Here is a 21,531-nt window from a genome sequence, read left to right on the forward strand (position 1 = left end):
GTGTATATCGACTACGACGTCGCCGATTCGATCGCCACCATCACGCTGAACCGGCCGGAAGCCGCCAACGCGCAGAATCCTGAACTACTCGACGAACTCGATGCCGCATGGACCAGGGCCGCCGACGACCGCGAGGTGAAGGTGATCGTGCTGCGCGCCAACGGCAAGCACTTCTCCGCGGGCCATGATCTACGGGGCGGTGGCCCGGTGCCCGACAAGATCACGCTCGAGTTTCTCATCGAGCATGAGTCGCGGCGCTACCTGGAGTACACGTTGCGCTGGCGCAATGTGCCCAAGCCGTCGATCGCAGCCGTGCAGGGACGCTGTATCTCCGGTGGTCTGCTGCTCTGCTGGCCGTGCGATCTGATCTTGGCGGCCGACGATGCGCTGTTCTCCGATCCGGTGGCCCTGATGGGCATCGGCGGGGTCGAGTACCACGGCCACACCTGGGAACTCGGTGCCCGCAAGGCCAAGGAGATCCTGTTCACCGGCCGGGCGTTGACCGCCGAGGAGGCCGAGCGCACCGGGATGGTCAACCGGGTGGTGCCGCGCGACGAACTCGACGCGCAGACTGCCGAGTTGGCTGCGCAGATCGCCCAGATGCCGGCGTTCGCTCTCCGCCAGGCCAAGCGGGCGGTAAATCAGACCCTCGACGTACAAGGGTTCTACGCGGCCATCCAATCGGTGTTCGATATCCACCAGACCGGGCACGGCAATGCCCTGAGCGTCAGCGGCTGGCCGGTGTTGATGGACATCGACGGAATGAAGCAGAACATCAAGTAGGCCTGGGGCTCTCGGAGTGGGGGCGATCCGGCTCAGCATCAGTTACGCGGCCCGACAGATCTACGCGCAGACCACCGCGGCGGCCGCGGTGACCTTCGTGGTGCTGGCGCTGAGCCGCAATACCGTCGGCGATGCGCGCCAGCTGCTCACCCAGGCGAATCTCGTTGCGCTGATCGCGCTGATGGTCGCGGCCGCGATTGTCGACACCGTCGTCGGTTGGGTCAACGTCCATCCGACGTTCAAATGGTTCGCCGCGGGGGAGAGTCCGACGCCGCAACAGCAGCGTGCTGCCGTGCGGATCGCACCACGGCAGACCATCATCCAGTTCACCACGTGGGCGGTGAGCGCGCTGGTGTACACGCTGCTGAACCTCGATGTGGGGGGAGGTGTCGCCTACATCATGGGTGGCGCGATCCTCTTCGGCGGCATCGCGGCCGCCTGCATGGGATTCCTGGTGACCCAACGGATGTTGCGGCCGATCGTCGCGGCATCGCTGACCGCCTCCTCGGCCACGATCGGCCGCATGCCCGGCGTGCTGGCCCGGCTCATCACGATCTGGACCCTGTTCAGCGGGCTGCCGATGTTGGGGATCGCCCTGATCGTGTTGGCCCGCTCCAACGGCTGGTTCGTGCAGAAGACGGCGCCGGTCGAGGCCGCGGTGCTGGTGGTGGCCGTCATCTCGCTGGTCTTCGGTCTGCGGTCCATGGTTCTCGTCGCCCGTTCGGTCTCCGATCCGATCGGCGAAGTCGTGCTGGCCATGAAAGCCGTCGAACGCGGCTGGTCCGGTGTGTCGGTCAAGGTATACGAGTCATCCGAGATCGGCCGACTGCAATACGGATTCAACCGGATGCTGGCCGGCCTGGCCGAGCGGAACCGGTTGCGCGACCTGTTCGGCCGGTACGTCGGAGTAGACGTGGCCCGCCATGCCTTGCAGCAGGGTGGCGCGGTCACCGGCGACGTCCGTGAGGCCGCCGTCCTCTACGTCGACCTGGTCGGTTCGACCGCGCTGGGGGCCTCGCGTCCACCGCAGGAAGTGGCGCAACTGCTCAACGGGTTCTTCAAGATCGTGGTGGAAACCGTCGAGCGTCATCAAGGGTTGATCAACAAGTTCCAGGGCGACGCCGTGTTGGCGGTGTTCGGTGCACCGTTGCAGTTGGACAACCCGGCCTCCTCGGCGCTGGCCACCGCGCGGGCGCTGGTGCCACGGTTGCACGAACTGCCGGATGTGGAATTCGGCGTGGGTATTTCATGCGGCTCGGTGTTCGCGGGCAACCTCGGTGCCGAGAATCGTTATGAATACACGGTGATCGGTGACGCCGTCAACGAAGCCGCGAGGTTGGCCGACCACGCCAAGGATCGCGAGTCGACGGTGCTGTGTTCGGGAAGCGCGCTGGCCCGTGCCGACGCCGATGAAGGTCAACGGTGGGTGGTACGTGGGTCGACGGTGCTGCGTGGCCGTTCGACGGCCACCGTATTCGCCGAACCTGCCACCCCCTAGCGCGAGCAGACACAAAACTGTCCCTTTTCGAGTGAAAAGGGACAGTTTTGTGTCTGCTCGGCAGGGAAACGCTACAGCTGGGCCAGCCGCGGCACGGTCCCGCGGGCGCGCAGCCCGGCACCGGCCTTGCGGGTGAGTTCCCGTGAGCTGCCCAGCAATCCGTCCAGCACCAGGACCCGCTTCACATGGTTGTGCAGCTCGTGCTCCTCGGTGAAGCCGATACCGCCGAGCACCTGCTGGCAGTGCTTGGCTGCGGTCAGCGCGGCCTTGCCCGCAGCGGCCTTGGCCAGCAGCGAGTTCAGGTCGACGTTGTCCGCGCCGGGCAGGCTCAGCGTCGCCTCGGCACCCTCGATGGCGACCAGGGTCTCGGCCAACTTGTGCCGCACTGCCTGGAAGGACGAGATCGGCTTGCCGAACTGCACGCGGTCCAGCGCGTGCCGGCGGGCCAGGGCGAGCATTGCCCGGGCCGAACCGACCAGCCACCAACCCAGCGCCCGGCGGGCCTCCGATACCCGGAGCAGTTGACCGTCGGGTACCTCCCGCAGGGGGAGCCCACCGAGGGTCGGATTGCCTTCGCCGCTCTCGCGTTCCCATACCACCCAGATGCCACCGGCATAGGGCATCGGCGGGGTGCCGCCGGGCAGGCCGCCGATGGTCTCGAGCAGGACATCGTTGAGAATCGAGGCGTGCGAACCGGTTTCGCCCAGCAGTCGGAACACCAGCGGCAGGGCGACGTCCGACATGTCGGACAGCATCTCGGCCCAGCCCAGTTCGGCCAGCGCGGCGTCGAGCTCGGCACCCGATGCCGACAGCATGGTCTTGCGGAGGGTGTCTTCGAGTAAGCCGAGTGACACCGAATCAGATGCGATATCCATGTCCGAATCCTTCGTGGAATCCACGCCTCACTCCTTCCCGAGGTCGAGCAGTCGGCGCGCGATGATGTTGCGCTGCACTTCGGCGGTGCCGCCATAGATCGTCGAGGCCCGCGAATACAGGTACTCGGTGCGCCATTCGGAGTCTTCGAGTTCGATGACGCCGGGGAGCAGGTTGCGCGCGGTGTCGTAGAGCAGCTGCTCGGCACTGGCCAGCAGCACCTTGTCGATCGAGGTGTCCGGCCCCAGCTTCTGGCCGTCAGCCAGCCGGTGCTGGGTGGCCGCCGACCGGCAGCGCAGCATGTGCAGGGCCAGGTAGACCTCGCCGAGGTCCGGATCCACCACTTGGCCTTGGCGTTTCACTGCTTCGACCAAAGCGTCGAACCGTGAGTACAGGTAGGCGATGCGCTGCCAGAAGCAGGTCGAACGCTCGTAGGGCAGCAGATCCATCGCCAGCTGCCAGCCGTCGCCCGGGTTTCCGAGCATCCGGCTCGCGTCGACCTCGACATTGTCGAAGTACACCTCGCAGAACTCGTCGACATCGTGCATGGTGTGCAACGGCCGCACCGTGATGCCGGGGGCGTCGGTGTCGACGAAGAATGCCGTGATGGCCTGGTGGTTGGGGGTGTCCGCATCGCCGGTGCGGGTCAGCAGGATGCAGCGGTGCGAGTACTGCGCGAAGCTGGTCCAGACCTTCTGACCATTGATGATGTAGCGGTGATCCTCCGTCGGATGCTGCACAGCGCGGGTGGTCAGCGAGGCCAGATCACTACCCGAGCCAGGTTCGGAGAACCCCTGGCACCACTGTTCTTCGCCCGACAGCAGTTTCGGCACCATCTCGGCGGCCAACTCCGGCGATGCGTAGTCGATCATCGTCGGTGCCAGCACCTCGAGCATCGAATACGGCCCGGGTTCGGCCAGCCTGCGACCCACCACCTCCTCGCCGACGATCGCGCGCAGCATCGCCGGTCCGCCCAGGCCACCGGCGTGCTCGGGCCAGCCGTAGCGGCTCCAGCCGCCGTCGTACAGCGCCTTCTGCACCCGGGCGAACTGCCGCATGTGGCCTTGCAGTGAATGATCGTCGGGCGGCGTCAGGTCATTCTCGGCGAGCCAATCCTGCAGCGCCGCGCGGAAGGTCGCGGTGTCGAACAGGTCGCTCATGCGGTTCCCTCGCTCATCCTGCTTCCGGCCTGCCGATCGCGTGCGGCCGGCCATGGTCGTGATCGCCGTTGCGCCGGATGAAGGTCATCGCACGCGTCTTCAGTCGCCAGCCCTCGGTGGTCCGCACATAGGTGTCGCGGTAGTAGCCGATGCGCATGTCGTGCTTGGAGTGCTCGATGAAGCACAGCGGCTGCGTGCCGGTTGCGTTATCCGCGCCCTCGACCAGGTCGATCAGGGCGGTGCCGGTCATGAACAGGCCCTTGGGCGCGGCGTCGACGAGCACCGGGAAGCGATTGAGCGTGTACGTCTCGCCGAATGCGCTGTAGGTGCCGTCCGGGGTGAAAACACTGACAAGACCGTCGATGTCGCCCTGGGTGATGGTCACCGCGTATTTGGCGAGCACCTGTTGGATCTCGATCAGATCCTCGGTCCGCGTGGGGGAATCAGTTGATGTGCTCATTGCGGAAGACCTTACCGCCTTTCATTACAAAATCCACATGTTGTGTAACGGTGATGTCTTCAAGTGGGTTGCCCGGCACCGCGATGATGTCGGCCAGTAGACCTTCGGCGAGCCGGCCCCGGTCGGTGACGTTGATCAATTCGGCGGCCACCACGGTCGCGGCGCGCAACACAGCGACCGGGGGCATACCCCACTCCACCAGGGTGACGAGCTCATCGGCGTTCTTGCCGTGGGGGATGGCGGGCGCATCGGTGCCGACCGCGATCTTCACCCCGGCCTCGTACGCCGCCTTGATCGAGGTCTCGGCCTTCGGGAACATTTCGGCAGCCTTGTCCTGCAACACCTGCGGTGCCTTCGACACGTCCATGGCCTGGGCCAGTCGGCGGGTGGTGACCAGGAACCGGTCGTTGTCGACCAGCATCTGGATCGCCTCGTCATCCATCAGGAAGCCGTGTTCGATGCAGTCGATACCGCAGGCCACGGCATGCTTGACGGCTTCGGCGCCGTGCGTGTGAGCAGCGACCCGCAGCCCACGGCGATGCGCCTCATCGACGATGGCCCGCAGCTCTTCGTCCGAATAGTGCTGTGCGCCAGCCTCTCCGGTGAGGGACATGACTCCGCCGGACACACACACCTTGATCAGCTGGGCGCCGTGCTTGATCTGGTAGCGCACCGCCTTGCGGATCTCATCGACCCCGTTGGCGATGCCCTCCTCGATCGTCAGCTCCAGCACGCCCGGCATGAATGCCGCGAACATCGTCGGATCCAGATGCCCGCCGGTGGGGGTGATCGCGTGGCCGGCCGGGACGATCCTCGGTCCATCGATCCAGCCTGCGTCGATTGCCTTGCCCAGGGCCACATCCAGCAGATAGCCACCGGTCTTGACGAACAACCCGAGGTTGCGCACCGTGGTGAACCCGGCACGCAGGGTGCGGCGGGCATTACCGACCGCACGCAGCACCCGGGTCGGGGGATCGTCCTGTACCTGAGACAGCCCCGGGTTCTCGCCCCGACCGCCCATCAGCAGGTTGACTTCCATATCCATCAGGCCGGGCAGCAGGATCGAGTCGCCGAGATCGATCACCTCGGCGTCATCCGGAATCGGGCCACCTATGCCGACAATCCGGTCGCCTTCGACACGGACAATGCCGGGACGAATGATCGTCCCGGCATCGACGTCGACAAGACCCGCAGCTTTGAGGGTCAACATGTCTCAGACCACCGGCTCCCGGGTGATCTCGACCCAGGCTGCACCGCTGTCCAGCACGCGCGGCTGCTTCCAGGCTTCCACCGGGAAGCTCACCATGACCACTGACTGCATCAGGTGCATCAGCCGTTTGGCGTCATCGGGCATGTCGTACAACGGGAATCGCGCATCGAGATACACCATGACCTCTTCGAGCCGGGCCAAGCCGACGTCGTAGAGGTCCTGCATCTCATCCATGGTCGACGCCAGGCGCTTGGCGTACCGCTCGGGCTCGGTGGCCAGGATCCAGTCGGAAAACCGTTCCAGGTCGGCGAACTCGGCAGGTAGCAGGGCTGCTTTCGTCTCAGACATGCGCGACACTCCCGTTGGTATTGGCGGCCTTCTCGGCCTGCTCCGCCTTGTAATTGTCCACGTACTTGTGCGCGGTGTGGTGCAGGTGACGCAGCAGGACTTCCTGATCGCACAGCGGGAACTCGGTGACCGCCCGAGTGCCGATCTGGGTCTGGGTGGCCTCCAGGGTGTTGGCATCCTGCAGCGCGTATTCCTTGAAGGTCACCGCGGCGAGTTCCTGGCTCAGGCGCTGGCGGGTGTTCTTCGGCGGGACGAAGTACAGGTTGGCCTCGAAGATGTGGCTGTCCACGCCCGTCGGCCAGTAGTTGTAGGTCAGGTACCAGCCCGGAACCCACAGCAGCAGAGTCCAGTTGGGGAAGAACTCGAAGCTGTCCTGGCCCCAGGTGGGCTGGCGGGCCGGATTGACCGCCGGCGGGAGCTCGTCGGGCAGGATGCCCTTGATGTCGGGGCGGTCCCACGGGCCGAACAGACCGCTGTGCAGGATGCGCTCGATCGGCTTGACCATGTTGAGGTCCTTGGGTGGGGACATTCCACCCCAGGACGAGATCATCGAGTGGTCGCCCTTGATGTCGTAGTGCAGCGCCTCGAACCCGACCTTGGCCAGCTTTTCGGCCTCCTCCTTGGTCGCCTGCTTCATGTGCAGGATCGGCGCGTGATAGAACTCGATGAACGCGTCGATGAACAGCTTCCAGTTCGCCTTGATCTCGGCCTTGTAGCTGTAGACCTCGGTCATTTCATGGAACGGGTAGCCCTCGAGACCCTTCCCGAAATCGCCCATCGACTCGACCAGCGGCTTGGCGTCGTCGTCGAAGTTGACGAAGATGAAGCCTTCCCAGACCTCGCAGCGGACCGGCTTGAGCGGGTAGTCGGCTTTGTCGACGTCGAAGAACTCCTGCTCCTGCTGGATGAAGGTCAGGTCACCGTTCTGGGCGTAGCGCCAGGCGTGGTACTTGCAGGTGAACTGGCGGCAGCTGCCCGAGACTTCCTCGCCCGGGTAGTCGTTCCACACCAGCTTGTTACCGCGGTGCCGACAGATGTTGTAGAAGGCGCGGACCACACCTTCCTTGTCCTTGTTGATGATGATCGAGGTACCGGTGCCTGCCGACGGCATCTCGCGGGTGAAGTAGCTACCGGCCTTGGGCAGCCGCTCGACCCGGCCGACATGCAGCCAGGTCTTGCGGAAGATGGCCTGCTGCTCCAGCTTCCAGTGCTCGGGATCGATCGAATCGGTGTAATCGACCGGGGCGGTGCCCAGTTCGGGCCAGTTCTCGGTCCAGCTGCCGGCAGCTGGCTTCGGGAAGTGCGCCATTGTCTACCTCTTTCTTCTCAGGTTAGTGGCCGGATTCCGGCGCGATTCCAAAGGTGTTGTAAGCCATGGCCATCAGGCCGTAGCCGCCGATTGTGAAAACCAGGTCCATGCGCTGGCGCTCGGAGAGGTGCTCGCTCAGGGCAGCCCACGTGCCGTCCGAGATCTCCGAGTCGCCGTCCAGCTCGTCGACGGCGTTGAGGACGAGTTGATCGAGATCGGTGGACGCGTCGCCGCTGGTGCTGCTGGCGATCCGCTCATCGGTGAGCCCCTCGGCCTTGCCGATGAAGGCGTGGTGGGTCCACTCGTACTCGCACTTGCGGCGGTGGGCGATCCGAAGAATGGCAAGCTCGCGCATCTGCGGGTCCAACGTGGAGCGGAACAGCAGGTGATTGCTGAACCGCAGGAAGGCCTTGGTCAGTGAAGGGTGGCGGGCCAGCGTCGACAACGCGGTGCCTGCTCCTTCGGGGTTCAGCCGCTCCTCGGGGAGCATGACCGAAAGCGCTTTTCGCACATCGTCGTCCCACTCCTCGGCGGGCAAGGGGGCCAAGCGCACGGGGCGGTTCTCCTCTCGATGACCCATCGGTGACTCTCGGTTGCGAGAATCAGGTTCTCATTTCCGGCTAACAGGTTTCCATCTTTTGCGCCGATGGTCAACAAGAACGCGCCAGATTGTGCCGCGACCTGGCTAAATCTCCTCGTCAGCGGCATCAGACATTGATTCTCGTCAGATGAGAAGCTAGTTTTCTCTCATAGAGAACCAATGTGACGGCCCATGGAACGGAGCGAGGCAGTGCACAAAGACGACATGATCTTGATCAGCGTCGATGACCACATCATCGAACCGCCGAACATGTTCAAGAACCATCTACCGGCCAAGTACCGGGATGAGGCGCCACGTCTGGTGCACAACCCCGACGGGTCCGACACGTGGCAGTTCCGCGACACCGTGATCCCGAATGTGGCGCTGAACGCGGTGGCGGGCCGGCCCAAGGAGGAGTACGGATTGGAGCCCCAGGGCCTCGATGAGATCCGCAAGGGCTGCTATGACCCCGATGAGCGGGTCAAGGACATGAATGCCGGTGGCGTGCTGGCCACCATGAACTTCCCGTCGTTCCCGGGTTTTGCCGCCCGACTGTTCGCCACCGAGGATGCCGAGTTCTCGTTGGCATTGGTGCAGGCCTACAACGACTGGCACATCGACGAGTGGTGCGGGTCCAACCCGGGCCGCTTCATCCCGATGGCCATCCCGGCGATCTGGGACCCGCAGTTGTGTGCCGACGAGGTCCGGCGGGTGTCGAAGAAGGGCGTGCACTCGCTGACCTTCACCGAGAACCCGTCGACGCTGGGCTACCCGTCCTTCCACGACCTGGAGTACTGGAAGCCGTTGTGGGATGCGCTGGTCGACACCGACACGGTGATGAACGTGCACATCGGGTCGTCGGGCAAGCTGGCGATCACCGCCCCGGATGCGCCGATGGACGTGTTGATCACGCTGCAGCCGATGAACATCGTGCAGGCCGCCGCGGATCTGTTGTGGTCGGCACCGATCAAGGCGTACCCCGATCTCAAGATCGCGCTGTCCGAAGGCGGCACCGGGTGGATTCCCTACTTCCTGGACCGGGTGGACCGCACCTATGAGATGCACTCGACGTGGACCAAGCAGGATTTCGGTGGGAAAAAGCCCTCGGAGGTGTTCCGCGAGCACTTCATGACGTGTTTCATCTCCGATCCGATCGGCGTGAAGAACCGTCACGAGATCGGGGTGGACAACATCTGCTGGGAGATGGACTACCCGCACAGCGATTCGATGTGGCCGGGGGCCCCCGAGGAGTTGAACGCGGTATTCGAGACCTACGAGGTACCCGACGACGAGATCAACAAGATCACGCACGAGAACGCCATGCGGCTGTACCACTTTGAACCGTTCGTCCACGTTCCCAAGGAGCAGGCGACGGTCGGTGCATTGCGAAAGGCTGCTGAAGGTCATGATGTCGCCATCCGCGCCCTGAGCACGAAAGAGAAGACCGGCGCGAGCTTCGCGGACTTCCAGGCCAACGCCAAAGTCGTTGCCGGCGCGCGAGACTGAACGTCAAGACGAACGGCTGAGAAAAATGGGAGAACACACAGTGTCGGGCGGTATGAACTTCGAGCTGACCGAGGACCAGCAGCTGATCCGCAAATCCGTTGCGGAGCTGGCGGGCAAGTTCGACGATCACTATTGGATGGCCAAGGACCAGGCCCACGAATTCCCGCAGGAGTTCTACGACGCCATCGCGGGCGGTGGCTGGCTCGGGATGACCATCCCCGAGGAGTACGGCGGCCATGGACTCGGCATCACCGAGGCCACCATCCTGGCCGAGGAGGTGGCCCGGTCCGGCGGAGCCATGAACGCCGCCAGTGCGATCCACATGTCGATCTTCGGCATGCAGCCCGTGGTCGTCTTCGGCTCCGAGGAGATGAAGAAAGAGACCCTCCCACGGATCGTCAACGGCGACCTGCACGTGTGCTTCGGCGTCACCGAACCCGGTGCGGGCCTGGATACCTCACGGATCACCACGTTCGCCAAGAAGGATGGCGACAGTTATGTGGTCAACGGCCGCAAGGTGTGGATCTCCAAAGCGCTTGAGTCCGAGAAGATCCTGCTGCTCACCCGCACCGAGTCCCGCGAGGACGTCCAGAAGCGGGGTGGGAAGCCGACCGACGGGCTATCGCTGTTCCTGACCGACCTCGATCGCGATCACGTCGAGATCCGGCCCATCAACAAGATGGGCCGCAACGCGGTGAGCTCCAACGAGTTGTTCATCGACGATCTGCGGGTGCCCGCCGAGCACCTGATCGGCGAGGAAGGCAAGGGGTTCAAGTACATCCTGCACGGGCTCAACCCGGAGCGGATGCTGATCGCCGCCGAGGCGCTCGGTATCGGCCGGGTCGCGCTGGACCGTGCGGTCAAGTACGCCAACGAGCGGGTCGTGTTCGACCGGCCGATCGGCATGAACCAGGGAATCCAGTTCCCGCTCGCCGATTCGCTGGCCCGCCTCGATGCCGCCGAGCTGATCCTGCGCAAGGCCACCTGGCTCTACGACAACGGCAAGCCCTGCGGGCGTGAGGCCAACATGGCCAAGTATTTGTGCGCCGACGCGGGATTCGGGGCCGCCGACCGCGCACTGCAGACCCACGGCGGGATGGGTTACTCCGAGGAATACAACATCTCCCGGTTCTTCCGGGAGTCCCGACTGATGAAGATCGCGCCGGTGAGCCAGGAGATGATCCTGAACTTCCTCGCCGCGAACGTTCTGGGCCTGCCCAAGAGCTACTGAGGAGATTTCGAAGTTCCATGAGGACCTATTTCGACCTGACCGGACGTTCGGCGTTGGTGACCGGGGCCGGTGCCGGGATCGGCGCCGCGGTGTCCGAGGCGCTGGCCGCTGCCGGTGCCTCGGTGCTCGTCACCGACATCAGTGGTGACGCGGCTGCCGCGGTCGCCGAGCGGATCAACGCTGCCGGAGGCGGCAAATCCAGCCCTGTGGCGGGTGGCAAGGCCGACAGCGCAGCGCTCGACGTCAGTGACCGCGACGCGGCAGTGGCCGCCGCCGCGCAGGCCGCCGCGCTCGGTGGGGGCAACGTGCACATCGTGGTCAACAACGCGGGCGTCACCGCGCCGGCGATGTTCCCCAAGCTGACCGACGAGACGTTCCGGGTCACCTTCGACATCCACGTGATGGGCACCTTCCACGTCACCCAGGCTGTGCTGCCGCACATGCCCACCGACGGCACCGGCCGTGTCATCAACGTCACCTCGTCCGCCGGGATCACCGGCACCTTGGGCCAGGTCAACTATTCGGCGGCCAAGGCCGGCCTGATCGGCATGACCAAATCGCTGGCGCGGGAGCTGGCGGCCAAGAACATCATGGTCAACGCCCTCGCACCGCTCGCCGCAACGCCGATGACGGAAACCATCCGCACCAACGAGAAGTTCGCGGCCAACATGATGAACCGCATCCCGCTCAAGCGGTGGGCCGAGGCCGACGAGGTCGCCGGTGCGTTCGTCTTCCTGGCCTCCGATGCCGCGTCGTACATCACCGGGCAGGTGCTGCCGGTCGATGGCGGCATGGTTATGTGACGTTGTGAGCGAGTTTACGAGCGAACCATCAAGCAGAGCGGCGGAATCCGCCCTGCCCCTGGCCGGTATCACCGTCGTCGCGATGGAGCAGGCGGTCTCGGCGCCGATGTGCACCCGGGTGCTCGCTGACTTCGGTGCCCGGGTGATCAAGATCGAGAACCCCAAGGGCGGCGACTTCGCCCGTGACTACGACGACGTCGTGCTCGGGCAGGCGGCCCATTTCGTGTGGGCCAACCGGGGTAAGGAATCGGTCACCCTCAATCTGAAATCGACTGAGGGCATGGCGGTGCTGCACCGGTTGCTCGACGGTGCCGACGCGTTCGTGTCCAACCTCGCTCCCGGCGCCACCGCGCGCCTGGGACTGGGGCCCGAGGATCTCAAGGTGCGTCATCCGCAGGTGATCCCGGTGGAGATCGACGGCTACGGCCCAGGCGGTCCGCTGTCGCACAAGCGCGCCTACGACCTGCTGGTGCAGGCCGAGTCCGGATCGTGCGCGTCGACCGGTTACGCCGGGATGCCGGCGAAACCCGGTGCGGCGGTTGCCGATATCACCACCGGGCTGTACTCGGCCCTGTCGATCATGGCGCTGCTGCTCGGCCGGGCCCGCAACGGTGACACCGGTGCCGCACCGGCCGTGGCGGTCAGCCTGTTCGACACCATGACCGACATCATGGGATACCAACTGGCCTACACCCAGCATTCCGGGATCGACCAGGTGCCGCTGGGGATGAGCTCGCCGGCGGTGGCGCCCTATGGGTCGTTCGACACCCGCGACGGGCAGACGGTGGTGTTGGGGACCACCAACGACCGGGAATGGCAGCGGTTGGCCCGCGAGATCATCGAGCGGCCCGATCTCGCCGACGACCCACGCTTCGCCACCAACTCAGACCGCTGTGCGCATCGGGACGAGCTGAACAAGGCCATCGGATCCTGGTGTGCCCAACACGATCTCGATAACATTCAACAGACCGCCGATGATGCCGGGATCGGTAATTCGCGGTATAACCTGCCGAGCGAAGTGATCACGCATCCGCACCTGAAAGCACGGGACCGGTGGCGTCAGGTGCCCACTCCCAACGGGGAGATTTCCGCGCTGTTGCCTCCGCCGGTGATCAGCGGCGTGGAGCTGGGGATGGGTGCGGTGCCGGGACTCGGCGAGCACACCGATGCCATCCTGAGAGGTATCGGCCTGAGTGCCGAGCAGATCGACGCCCTGCGCGAGCAGGGTGCCGTCGGCCCGGCCTACCAGTCATAGTTCTAGAGGAGAATCCCATGCGCGAAACTGTCATCGTCGAGGCCGTCCGGACCCCGGTCGGCAAGCGCAACGGCGGCCTGTCCGGGTTCCACGCCGCCGACCTGTCGGCACTGGTGCTCAATGCGCTGGTCGAACGGGCGGGCATCAGCCCCGACATCATCGACGACGTGATCTGGGGCTGCGTCTCGCAGGTCGGCGATCAGTCCAGCAACATCGGCCGTTACTCGGTGCTGGCCGCGGGCTGGCCCGAACACATCCCGGGCACCACGGTCAACCGGGCCTGCGGATCCAGCCAGCAGGCACTGGATTTCGCGGTCCAGGCCGTGATGTCGGGCCAGCAGGACGTCGTCGTCGCAGGCGGGGTCGAGGTGATGAGCAAGGTGCCGTTGGGAGCGGCCCGGGCCACCGGTCAGCCGTACGGACCGAAAGTATTTCAGCGGTACCAGGATTTTTCGTTCAATCAGGGCATCTCGGCCGAGATGATCTCGCAGAAGTGGGGTTTCAGCCGGACTCAGCTGGACGAATACTCCGTTGCCTCGCACGAGCGGGCCGCCGCGGCCCAGGACCGCGGTGCCTTCGAGAACCAGATGATCACCGTGTTTCCCGACCCGGCAGATCAGCTGGACCCGGTCGTCGCCGACGAAGGAGTGCGTCGGGGTACGACGGTGGAGAAGCTCGCCGGCCTCAAGCCTGCCTTCGCCGACGACGGTGTCATCCACGCCGGAAACTCCTCACAGATCTCCGACGGTGCCGCGGCCCTGCTGGTGATGACAGCCGAAGCTGCTGTGACGATGGGTCTTTCGCCGATCGCGCGGTACCGTGCGGGCGCGGTGACCGGAGCCGATCCGGTGCTGATGCTGACCGGACCCATCCCGGCCACCGAGAAGGTGCTGCACAAGGCCGGTGTGCGCCTTGACGAGGTCGGGGTGTTCGAGGTGAACGAGGCGTTCGCCCCGGTGCCACTGGCCTGGCTGGCCGAGACCGGCGCCGACGAGGCCAAGCTGAACCCGCTCGGCGGCGCCATCGCTTTGGGGCACCCGCTCGGAGCGTCGGGCGCGGTGCTGATGACTCGAATGATCAATCATATGCGCGACAACGGAATCCGTTACGGCTTGCAGACCATGTGTGAGGGTGGCGGTACCGCCAACGCCACGCTGGTCGAGCTCATCGACTGACATCAGGGAGAAGTAGTGCAACGCAATCTGTTCACCGAGGACCACGAGGCTTTCCGCGCGCTCGCCCGCGATTTCATCGAAAAGGAAGTCGTCCCCGCCTATCCCGAGTGGGAGAAGGGCGGGCGCATGCCTCGTGACGTCTTCAAGCAGTTGGGTGAACTCGGCATGCTCGGGATGGCGATCCCCGAGGAGTACGGCGGCGCCGGTATCGACGACTACCGCTACAACGTGGTGCTGCAGGAGGAGGCGGCCCGCGCGCTGGTGACGTTGTCGACGGTGCGGACCCAGCTCGAGGTGATCCTTCCGTATTTCCTGCACTACGCGAACGACGAGCAGCGGCAGCGTTGGTTCCCCGGGCTGGCCGCGGGCACCTTGCTGACCGCGGTCGCGATGACCGAGCCGGGGACCGGATCGGATCTGGCCGGCATGCGTACCAGCGCGGTCCGTGACGGCGACGAATACGTGCTCAACGGCGCCAAGACGTTCATCACCGGTGGCATCCAGGCCGATCTGGTGGTCGTGGTGGCGCGGACCTCCACCGACCCGGAAAACCGCCGCAAGGGGCTGACCCTGCTGGTCGTCGAGGACGGCATGGCGGGTTTCGAGCGGGGCCGTGAGCTGGAGAAGATGGGCTGCAAGGTGCAGGACACCGCGGAGCTGTCGTTCACCGATGTCCGGGTTCCGGTGGCCAACGTGCTGGGGGTCGAGGGGGAGGCGTTCAGCTATCTCGGCCACAACCTGGCCCAGGAGCGGCTCACCGTGGCGGTCGGTTCGGTGGCTCAGGCCCGCTCGGCGATCGCCGCGGCAATCTCCTATACGAAGGACCGGAAGGCGTTCGGCCAGCCGGTGGCTTCCTTCCAGAACACCAAGTTCGAGATGGCGGCGTGCTCGACCGAGGTCGAGGCGGCCCAGGCAATGCTCGACCGGGCGGTGGCCCTGCACGTCGACGGCGAGCTGTCCGGTGCCGATGCGGCCCGGGTGAAATTGTTCTGCACGGAGATGCAGGCCCGGGTGATCGATCGTTGCCTGCAGCTCTTCGGCGGGTACGGCTACATGATGGAGTACCCCATCGCCCGGCTCTACACGGATGCCCGGGTGGCCCGGATCTATGCCGGGACCAGCGAGGTCATGAAGGTGATCATCGCCAAGTCGCTGGGGCTCTGAACCGGCACTCCCGGCGGTTGTGACGGCCGCCGGGAACTTCTTTCACTGAGACGCTTGTCACAGCGGTCAAACCAACCTACTGTGTGTTCACTAGGTTGGTTCGACGAAGGAGTTCGGTGGCTTCAGTGGCAAGTGTGCAGGGGCAGTCTCAGGGCGCGAGGCCCTATGCGACGCTCCTGGCCAAAGGGGAAGACCGCAGGCAGCGGATACTTTCTGTGGCTGAGAGGCTGCTGGCCCGCAATGGGTGGCGTAATACGTCGCTGGCTCAGATCGCCAGGGAAGCCGGTGTCACGTCCGCCGGCCTACTCCACCATTTCGAGTCCAAGGAGCAACTGCTCAACGCGGTGCTCGATGCGCGCGACCTGGACGACGACACCCATGCGGACCGGTCCGGGAACCTCGCCGACGAGATCAGGCGGGTAGCCGAACGGTTCGTCCGGGCGCCGGAGATGGTCGGCACCTTCACTGTCCTGCTGGTGGAGAACATCCAGCCCGATGCCCCGCTGCACGATCGTTTGCTCAAACGGCAGCAGGCCGCGCGCGACATCGTCGCCGACATCATCACTCGCGGTCAGCTCAGCGGTCGCTACCGCACCGACATCGACGCGGCCACCAAGGCCGTGGAAATCCTGGCATTCATCAATGGAATGGAGACCTCATGGCTACTCGATCCCTCGCTCCCGTTGACGGACGTGTTCAAGAGCTACGCCGAAATGCTGGGACGGGAGATCGAGCAGCCGGGCGGCCGCAACGGGGCGGCCGACCAGTGAGATTGGAGGACGACATGCGGTATCGACTCGATGTGGTCGCGCCCTGCGTGGTTGACGCGGTCCGGTTCGCCGGTGGCTGGCTGGTCGACCGGGTGATGGCCGGTTGGGATGTCACGGTGCTGATCGGCGCCGACGAGGACGTCCGGCCACTGACGATCCTCGGAGTGGAGACGATCGCCCTGGAGTCCGTCCTCGAGTGCTGGGAGGACCGCCCGCACCCGCAGACCGTGGCAGTGGCCGCCGATCTGTTCAACACCGACGAGCGTGTGCGACGCGGTGTCTTGGGCGCGTTGGAGCAGGGACACACCGAGGTGACCCTGTGGGGCGACGCGTGTCCGGCGGACCTGAGCGTTGATCTGGTCCGCCACGAACTATCAGCTGCCGCACGCGCTTTCAAAGCGCAGGCGCTCGCAGCGGTCAACGATCCCGAAGCGCACGGGGTCGGACACACCGAGGCCTTCCGGTGCGGCACGATGATCAGCCGCTCGGTGCCTGCGGACCTGATTCCAGCGAGCTGATGCGCCAGGCTGCCGGACGCTATGCGTTCGGCAGCCACATGTCTGGTCCGAACACCCACTGCCCGGCGCGGCCGTGGCGACGTCGATGGGTGCGAGCATCGACCGCCTGACTATGACAACCTGCGACACACGTACGGCCAGTGAGACTGGCCGTACGCGCGTCTGTGTGCTGGCTCAGATCAGCCGACCGGCTTTGACTTTCGCTCGAACGCATCCCGATCGGCCTGGGGGCGTAGCGGATTCAGCGCACAAACCACGCAGAATTCCTTGCCGGCCGGATCGGCCATGATGACCCATTTGCCGGGATGGTCGACGAATGAATCGTCGACCATCGTCGCCCCCAGACCTTTGAGACGATCGACCTCGGCATCGAGATCGTCGGCCCAAAAGTTGGTCACCGCTTCCTGGGTGTCCGACGGAACGTCGATGATGAACGTGCTGAGGAGTGTGCGATGCATTCGATCCCTCCCAATATCAAGAAACGAAGGTGGGCATGGCGGCCCAGCCGCGCACCGCCGCGGTCTCTGACGGTTTCGCGCCTGCCCAGTCGACCTCCCATTGCGGGAAGCGCTTGAGGATCTCCTCCAGGGCGATGCGGCCCTCCAGTCGGGCCAGTGCATTGCCCATGCAGAAATGCGTACCCGCACCAAAGGTCATGTGCGCCTTCTGTTCCCGGTGGATGTCGAAGACGTCACCATTCGGTGCGAATCGGCGGTGGTCGCGGTTGGCCGCGCCCACGAGCATCAGCATCGCCGATCCCTCGGGTACGGTCTGGCCGTAGTACTCGACGTCGCGGGCGACATATCGGGCGATCTGCAGCGCCGGGGGCTCCCAGCGCAGGATCTCCTCGACGGCCTGGGGAATCAGCTCCGGGTTCTCGACCAGGTCACGGCGCTGATCCGGATACTCGGCCAGCGTCTTGCCGGCCCAGCCGATCAGCCGGGTGGTGGTCTCGGAGCCGGCGGTGGCGATGACCGTCAGGTACAACAGCAGTTCGTCGCGGCGCAGCGTGCGCATCGTGCCGGTCTCATCTTCGAACTCGGCGTTGAGCAGGTCGGTCATTATGTCGTCAGAGGGGTGCTCGGTGCGCCAGTCGATGAACTCGGCGAACACCTCACCGGTGGCCAGCCCGTCGACCGTTTGCCCTTGCAGGATCTCTTCGCCGTGGTCGGTGATCTGGCGTTGCCGGTCCTCGGGGATGCCCAGCAGCATGCCGATGACGCGCATCGGCATCTGTTCGCCGAGATCGTTGACGAAGTCGAACCGGTCCGTCCCGACCAGCGGATCCAGGCAACGTGCGGTGAACTCGCGGATCTGCGGCTCGAGGGCCAGCACTTTGCGTGGTGTGAACACCCGCGACAGCAGGTTGCGGTGGATGTTGTGGATCGGGGGATCCTCGAAAATCAGTGTGCCCGGCGGGATCTCCATGCCGGACTTGATGATCTCGAGCAGGGCTCCGCGCCCGGAGATAAACGTCTCGTGATCGATGACGCCTTTGTTGACGTCGTCGTAGCGGCTCAGCGCATAGAAATCGTGCTGCTCGTTGTAGTACAGCGGGGCCTCTTCCCTGATTCGGGCGAACACCGAGTAGGGATCCATGTTGAGCTCGACGCTGTACGGGTCGTAGTACAGATCGGCCGCGGCCGGCGCAGTCATGAGCGCTTCACCGTGACGTGTGTTTGCTGGCATTGATTTGATGTGGGCACGAGTGATCTCCTGAACGGATTGAAAGTGCTGAGCACCTGCCTAGCAGACTGGCGGCCGCTAGGTCAAGGATTCCGGCGGATTGAGGCGCAAATCCGTCTGGTGCACAACACATTCCACCGGACGTGGTCGCAACACTAGGGGTCTTCGGTCCCCGAGGGGGTATGGTCGCCAACCAATCCGGTGTACAGCGAAGGGAAAAGTCATGTCTGAGTTGCGTTTTGACGACCGCGTGGCGATCGTTACCGGCGCCGGTCGCGGCATCGGCCGTGGTCACGCCCTGTTGTTGGCGCAGAAAGGCGCGCGCGTCGTCGTCGCAGATTATGGTGTCGACCCCGACGGCTTGGGCACGTCATCGGTCCCGGCGGACGAAGTAGTGCAGGAGATCAGGGATCTCGGTGGCGAGGCTGTCGCGTGCTGTGCGTCGGTGGCCGACGAGCGGGAGGCCACCTCCATCATCGAGGCGGCGATCGACACCTTTGGCCGGCTGGACATCGTGGTGAACAACGCGGGTATCCACGACCCGGCAAACTTCGACGAGCTGTCGATCGATCAGTTCCGGGCCATGCTCGACGTGCACTTTTACGGCGCCCTCTACGTGATCAGGGCCGCCTGGCCACACTTCCGATCGGCCGGATACGGGCGGATCGTCAACACCGTCTCGGAGGCCATGCTCGGCGGTGTTCCCGGTCTGACCAGCTACGCATCGGCCAAGGGGGCCGTTTACGGGCTGACTCGCAACCTCGCCACTGAGGGCCTGGCCGACGGTATCCGAGTCAACGCTGTGGCGCCCCGCGCCTACACGCGGCTGTCCGTTGATCATTGCGACAACCTCTCGAACCTCTATGGACTGTCGCCAGAGAAGATCGAGCAGCTCAATGCCAGTATGCGGCCCGAATTGTGTGCCCCGGCGGTCGCTTATCTGGCGCATGAGGCATGCCGGCTCAACGGCGAGGTGCTCCAGGTCGGAATGGGCGGTGTCGCGCGCCTGGCCTTCGTCGCGGCAAAGGGTCTACGGCAGTCATCATTGACCGCGGAGAGCATTGCCGAAAACATCGGTACGGTTCTGGATGTCGATGGTGCCCAGGTCCCCTCGACAGAGGACATATTCAGCCGGCTGGGCCCAAAGTAGCTTCCGGCGACAGCGATTCGGCAAATCCTGGTTATGCCCCGGTCAGCCGTGGTCGATTGACGCTGAGCGACTGGGCGTGCTCGAGGATCCGCGCGCGAGCTCGCGGTTGGGCAACGGCGAGCAGACAGATGTCGAAGGCATGCAACGCGCCGGTGCGAAGTTGGGCGTCGTCGAGATCACCGGCAGTCCACCGACGCTGCAGGTGAAACAGCACCATCGCGGCATGTTCGGCCAGTAACGCCGGTTCGATATCGGCGCGCAGTACCCCCGCCTTGGTGGCGGCGCCGATCTCGGCGACGATCAGGTCCCACCCGGTCCAGCGGACATTCACCAGGTCAACCAGGCGATCGTCCATGACGACGGCACGCACAACAGCCTTGGGCACCTCGGCCACCGTCTTGTCGATCGAGACGGTGATCGCCTCCCAGATCCGTTCGATCGGATCGGTAGCGGTCAGGTGGCCGACTGCGACATCGATGGAGTCCAGCGAGCTTTGGACCAGCGCGGTGAGCAGGCCGTCCTTGTCGCCGAAGTGGTTGTAGAGCGTGCGGACACTGACCCCGGCCTCGCTGGCGAGGCGCCGCATGGAAAGTTGCTCCACGCCGTGAACCTCGATGAAGGCCCGCGCAGCGTCGAGGACATGTCGACTTGTGCGCTCCTGGACCCGCGATGCCATAAGTGAAAACCCTAGTCAATGCCACGGTGGCGCTGGTCTGGCCACTCTGTTTGCCACGATGGAGCAAAAGTACAACACCGTTGCAAAAAGTGGCCGATCGTGACTAACATCTCCCCAGCGAACCACCCGAAACGCGAGGCGCATCGCTTCGCGAAGGCCCACCCGCCTGCGTCAGGACCAAGGGGAAGATGAGGGGGACCCATTCGGTGGTCCAGTCGCTATGCGGCTTGGGGTTGGTGGGTCGTGGTCCACTGTAGGACGAACTCGGCTGGGGTGAGTCCGCGGTGGGCCGAATGCGGTCGGTTGGCGTTGTAGTCGATCCTCCAGTCTTCGATGATGACCCGGGCTTCGCGTAGGGAGTCGAAGCGCCAGGAGTTGAGCAGCTCGTCGCGCAGTCGACCGTTGAACGACTCGATCCAAGCGTTCTGCCAAGGCGATCCGGGATCGATGAACAGCGAGCCGGTGCCGTTGAACCGGCTCCAGTCGTTGACGGCGTGAGCGACGAACTCGGGCCCGTTGTCGAACCGCACGTAGGTCGGCGCCCCATGTATCAGGGCCAGGCGGTCGAGGACGTCCACGACGCCGTCAGCGTTGATGGAACGGTCGACCTCGATCGCCAGGGCCTCGCGGGTGAACTCGTCAATGATGTTGAGCATCTTCAATGTTCGGCCGTCGGCAGTAGTGTCGAACTGGAAGTCCATCGCCCAGATCACATTCGGCCGGATCGGGCACATCGCCCCGACCGCGGTCCCGATACCGGTCAGGCGTTTCTTCCTGCGCCGCTGAGGAACTCGTAGCCCCTCCTCACGCCACAGCCGCCGGACGCGCTTGTTGTTAACCTGCCAGCCCGCTTTTCGCGCTGCAATCGCCGCTCGTCGCCAGCCCCAGCGGGGCCGGTCGGTGGAGAATGTACGCAGCCAGGCCCGTAGCTCGGCCTCCTCGTCGGTGATCGGTGCTGGTTGCAGACGCATCGTGGACCGATGCAGGCCCACCACCGCACACGCCCGGCGCTCAGAGACCCCGAACCGCTGACGCAGCACCGCAACGGCACTGCGCTTGCGGTTCGGGGTCAGAAGTTTCCCGCCGAAATCTCCTTGAGCATGTCGATGTCGAGAGCCTGGTTGGCGACCAGCTTCTTGAGCCGAGCGTTCTCGGCCTCCAGCTCTTTGAGGCGTTTGGCATCGTTGGCCTTCATACCGCCGTACTGGGCAACCCAGCGATGCCACGTCGACTCAGTGACCTCCAGATGCCGGCACACCTCGGCCAGTTCCTGGCCGGTCCCGAGCAGCTTGTTGCCCTCGGCAAGCTTGCGGATGATCTGATCCGGCGTATGCCGCCGGCGCTTGTTCGATGCCATGTCGTCGTCGATTCTTCCT

22 protein-coding genes are annotated in these 21,531 nt (G+C 64.7%); 11 read left to right on the top strand and 11 right to left on the bottom strand.

Going from position 1 to position 21,531, the window contains the following annotated elements; all coding sequences use genetic code 11:
* Nucleotides 1-783, top strand: coding sequence for an enoyl-CoA hydratase (locus tag JOF57_RS04495; RefSeq protein WP_163670349.1), 783 nt, complete (start codon nt 1-3; stop codon nt 781-783).
* 16 nt (nt 784-799) lie between these two features.
* Entirely contained in the window at nt 800-2,281 is a 1,482-nt protein-coding gene (locus tag JOF57_RS04500) for an adenylate/guanylate cyclase domain-containing protein (protein ID WP_209914042.1), read from the top strand.
* 71 nt (nt 2,282-2,352) lie between these two features.
* Here JOF57_RS04500 and JOF57_RS04505 read toward each other — a convergent pair whose 3' ends face one another.
* The 7 genes from JOF57_RS04505 to JOF57_RS04535 are packed head-to-tail and all read right to left on the bottom strand — an operon-like array spanning nt 2,353 to nt 8,194.
* Entirely contained in the window at nt 2,353-3,156 is an 804-nt protein-coding gene (locus JOF57_RS04505; RefSeq protein ID WP_209915805.1) for an acyl-CoA dehydrogenase family protein, read from the bottom strand.
* Between the two features lie 27 nt (nt 3,157-3,183).
* Nucleotides 3,184-4,314: an acyl-CoA dehydrogenase family protein gene (locus JOF57_RS04510; RefSeq protein ID WP_209914044.1), complete on the bottom strand. Its 1,131-nt coding sequence runs from the start codon at nt 4,312-4,314 to the stop codon at nt 3,184-3,186.
* A gap of 13 nt (nt 4,315-4,327) precedes the next feature.
* The gene (locus JOF57_RS04515) at nt 4,328-4,774 is read right to left on the bottom strand and encodes a nuclear transport factor 2 family protein (protein ID WP_209914047.1); all 447 of its coding nucleotides are present in this window, start codon (nt 4,772-4,774) and stop codon (nt 4,328-4,330) included.
* Complete coding sequence (locus JOF57_RS04520) at nt 4,758-5,984, bottom strand: metal-dependent hydrolase family protein (protein ID WP_209914052.1); 1,227 nt, start codon at nt 5,982-5,984, stop codon at nt 4,758-4,760. The genes JOF57_RS04515 and JOF57_RS04520 overlap by 17 nt, the downstream gene beginning before the upstream one ends.
* 3 nt (nt 5,985-5,987) lie before the next feature.
* Entirely contained in the window at nt 5,988-6,332 is a 345-nt protein-coding gene (locus JOF57_RS04525) for a hypothetical protein (RefSeq protein WP_209914055.1), read from the bottom strand.
* On the bottom strand, nt 6,325-7,641 hold the full coding sequence (locus JOF57_RS04530; protein WP_209914058.1) for an aromatic ring-hydroxylating oxygenase subunit alpha: 1,317 nt from the start codon (nt 7,639-7,641) through the stop codon (nt 6,325-6,327). The genes JOF57_RS04525 and JOF57_RS04530 overlap by 8 nt, the downstream gene beginning before the upstream one ends.
* A gap of 22 nt (nt 7,642-7,663) precedes the next feature.
* On the bottom strand, nt 7,664-8,194 hold the full coding sequence (locus JOF57_RS04535; protein ID WP_209914061.1) for a carboxymuconolactone decarboxylase family protein: 531 nt from the start codon (nt 8,192-8,194) through the stop codon (nt 7,664-7,666).
* Between the two features lie 237 nt (nt 8,195-8,431).
* Between JOF57_RS04535 and JOF57_RS04540 the strand changes: the two genes are divergently transcribed.
* The 8 genes from JOF57_RS04540 to JOF57_RS04575 all read left to right on the top strand — a co-directional run bounded on the left by JOF57_RS04540 (nt 8,432) and on the right by JOF57_RS04575 (nt 16,643).
* Complete coding sequence (locus tag JOF57_RS04540; protein ID WP_209915806.1) at nt 8,432-9,727, top strand: amidohydrolase family protein; 1,296 nt, start codon at nt 8,432-8,434, stop codon at nt 9,725-9,727.
* 52 nt (nt 9,728-9,779) lie between these two features.
* Nucleotides 9,780-10,958 (top strand): acyl-CoA dehydrogenase family protein, encoded by a 1,179-nt coding sequence (locus JOF57_RS04545; RefSeq protein WP_209915809.1) that lies wholly within the window; start codon nt 9,780-9,782, stop codon nt 10,956-10,958.
* A gap of 17 nt (nt 10,959-10,975) precedes the next feature.
* Nucleotides 10,976-11,761 (top strand): SDR family NAD(P)-dependent oxidoreductase, encoded by a 786-nt coding sequence (locus JOF57_RS04550; RefSeq protein ID WP_209914064.1) that lies wholly within the window; start codon nt 10,976-10,978, stop codon nt 11,759-11,761.
* Between the two features lie 4 nt (nt 11,762-11,765).
* Nucleotides 11,766-13,016: a CaiB/BaiF CoA transferase family protein gene (locus JOF57_RS04555; RefSeq protein ID WP_307869957.1), complete on the top strand. Its 1,251-nt coding sequence runs from the start codon at nt 11,766-11,768 to the stop codon at nt 13,014-13,016.
* Nucleotides 13,017-13,033: 17 nt separating this feature from the next.
* Entirely contained in the window at nt 13,034-14,191 is a 1,158-nt protein-coding gene (locus tag JOF57_RS04560) for a thiolase family protein (protein WP_209914070.1), read from the top strand.
* A gap of 15 nt (nt 14,192-14,206) precedes the next feature.
* Nucleotides 14,207-15,355 carry an acyl-CoA dehydrogenase family protein gene (locus tag JOF57_RS04565; protein ID WP_209914073.1) on the top strand — a complete coding sequence of 383 codons (1,149 nt, stop codon included), beginning with the start codon at nt 14,207-14,209 and terminating at the stop codon, nt 15,353-15,355.
* A gap of 134 nt (nt 15,356-15,489) precedes the next feature.
* Nucleotides 15,490-16,125, top strand: coding sequence for a TetR/AcrR family transcriptional regulator (locus tag JOF57_RS04570; protein WP_407666555.1), 636 nt, complete (start codon nt 15,490-15,492; stop codon nt 16,123-16,125).
* Between the two features lie 14 nt (nt 16,126-16,139).
* Nucleotides 16,140-16,643 carry a hypothetical protein gene (locus tag JOF57_RS04575; protein WP_209914076.1) on the top strand — a complete coding sequence of 168 codons (504 nt, stop codon included), beginning with the start codon at nt 16,140-16,142 and terminating at the stop codon, nt 16,641-16,643.
* 179 nt (nt 16,644-16,822) lie between these two features.
* Here the strand turns inward: JOF57_RS04575 and JOF57_RS04580 are convergent, their stop codons facing one another.
* The gene (locus JOF57_RS04580; protein WP_209914079.1) at nt 16,823-17,101 is read right to left on the bottom strand and encodes a VOC family protein; all 279 of its coding nucleotides are present in this window, start codon (nt 17,099-17,101) and stop codon (nt 16,823-16,825) included.
* A 16-nt stretch (nt 17,102-17,117) separates the two neighbouring features.
* Nucleotides 17,118-18,299 (bottom strand): cytochrome P450, encoded by a 1,182-nt coding sequence (locus JOF57_RS04585; RefSeq protein ID WP_209914081.1) that lies wholly within the window; start codon nt 18,297-18,299, stop codon nt 17,118-17,120.
* 253 nt (nt 18,300-18,552) lie between these two features.
* Here JOF57_RS04585 and JOF57_RS04590 point away from each other — a divergent pair, with 253 nt between their 5' ends.
* Entirely contained in the window at nt 18,553-19,479 is a 927-nt protein-coding gene (locus tag JOF57_RS04590; RefSeq protein WP_209914083.1) for an SDR family NAD(P)-dependent oxidoreductase, read from the top strand.
* Nucleotides 19,480-19,510: 31 nt separating this feature from the next.
* Here JOF57_RS04590 and JOF57_RS04595 read toward each other — a convergent pair whose 3' ends face one another.
* Nucleotides 19,511-20,155 carry a TetR/AcrR family transcriptional regulator gene (locus JOF57_RS04595; protein ID WP_209914086.1) on the bottom strand — a complete coding sequence of 215 codons (645 nt, stop codon included), beginning with the start codon at nt 20,153-20,155 and terminating at the stop codon, nt 19,511-19,513.
* A 218-nt stretch (nt 20,156-20,373) separates the two neighbouring features.
* Nucleotides 20,374-21,512 (bottom strand): IS3 family transposase gene (locus JOF57_RS04600; protein WP_209914089.1). Its coding sequence is split into 2 segments (ribosomal slippage): nt 20,374-21,242 and nt 21,242-21,512, totalling 1,140 coding nucleotides; the frame shifts between segments, so codons are not numbered across the junction.
* Between the last annotated feature and the right edge of the window lie 19 nt (nt 21,513-21,531).

Source organism: Mycolicibacterium lutetiense, from assembly GCF_017876775.1.
In the GTDB taxonomy this organism is placed as follows: domain Bacteria; phylum Actinomycetota; class Actinomycetes; order Mycobacteriales; family Mycobacteriaceae; genus Mycobacterium; species Mycobacterium lutetiense.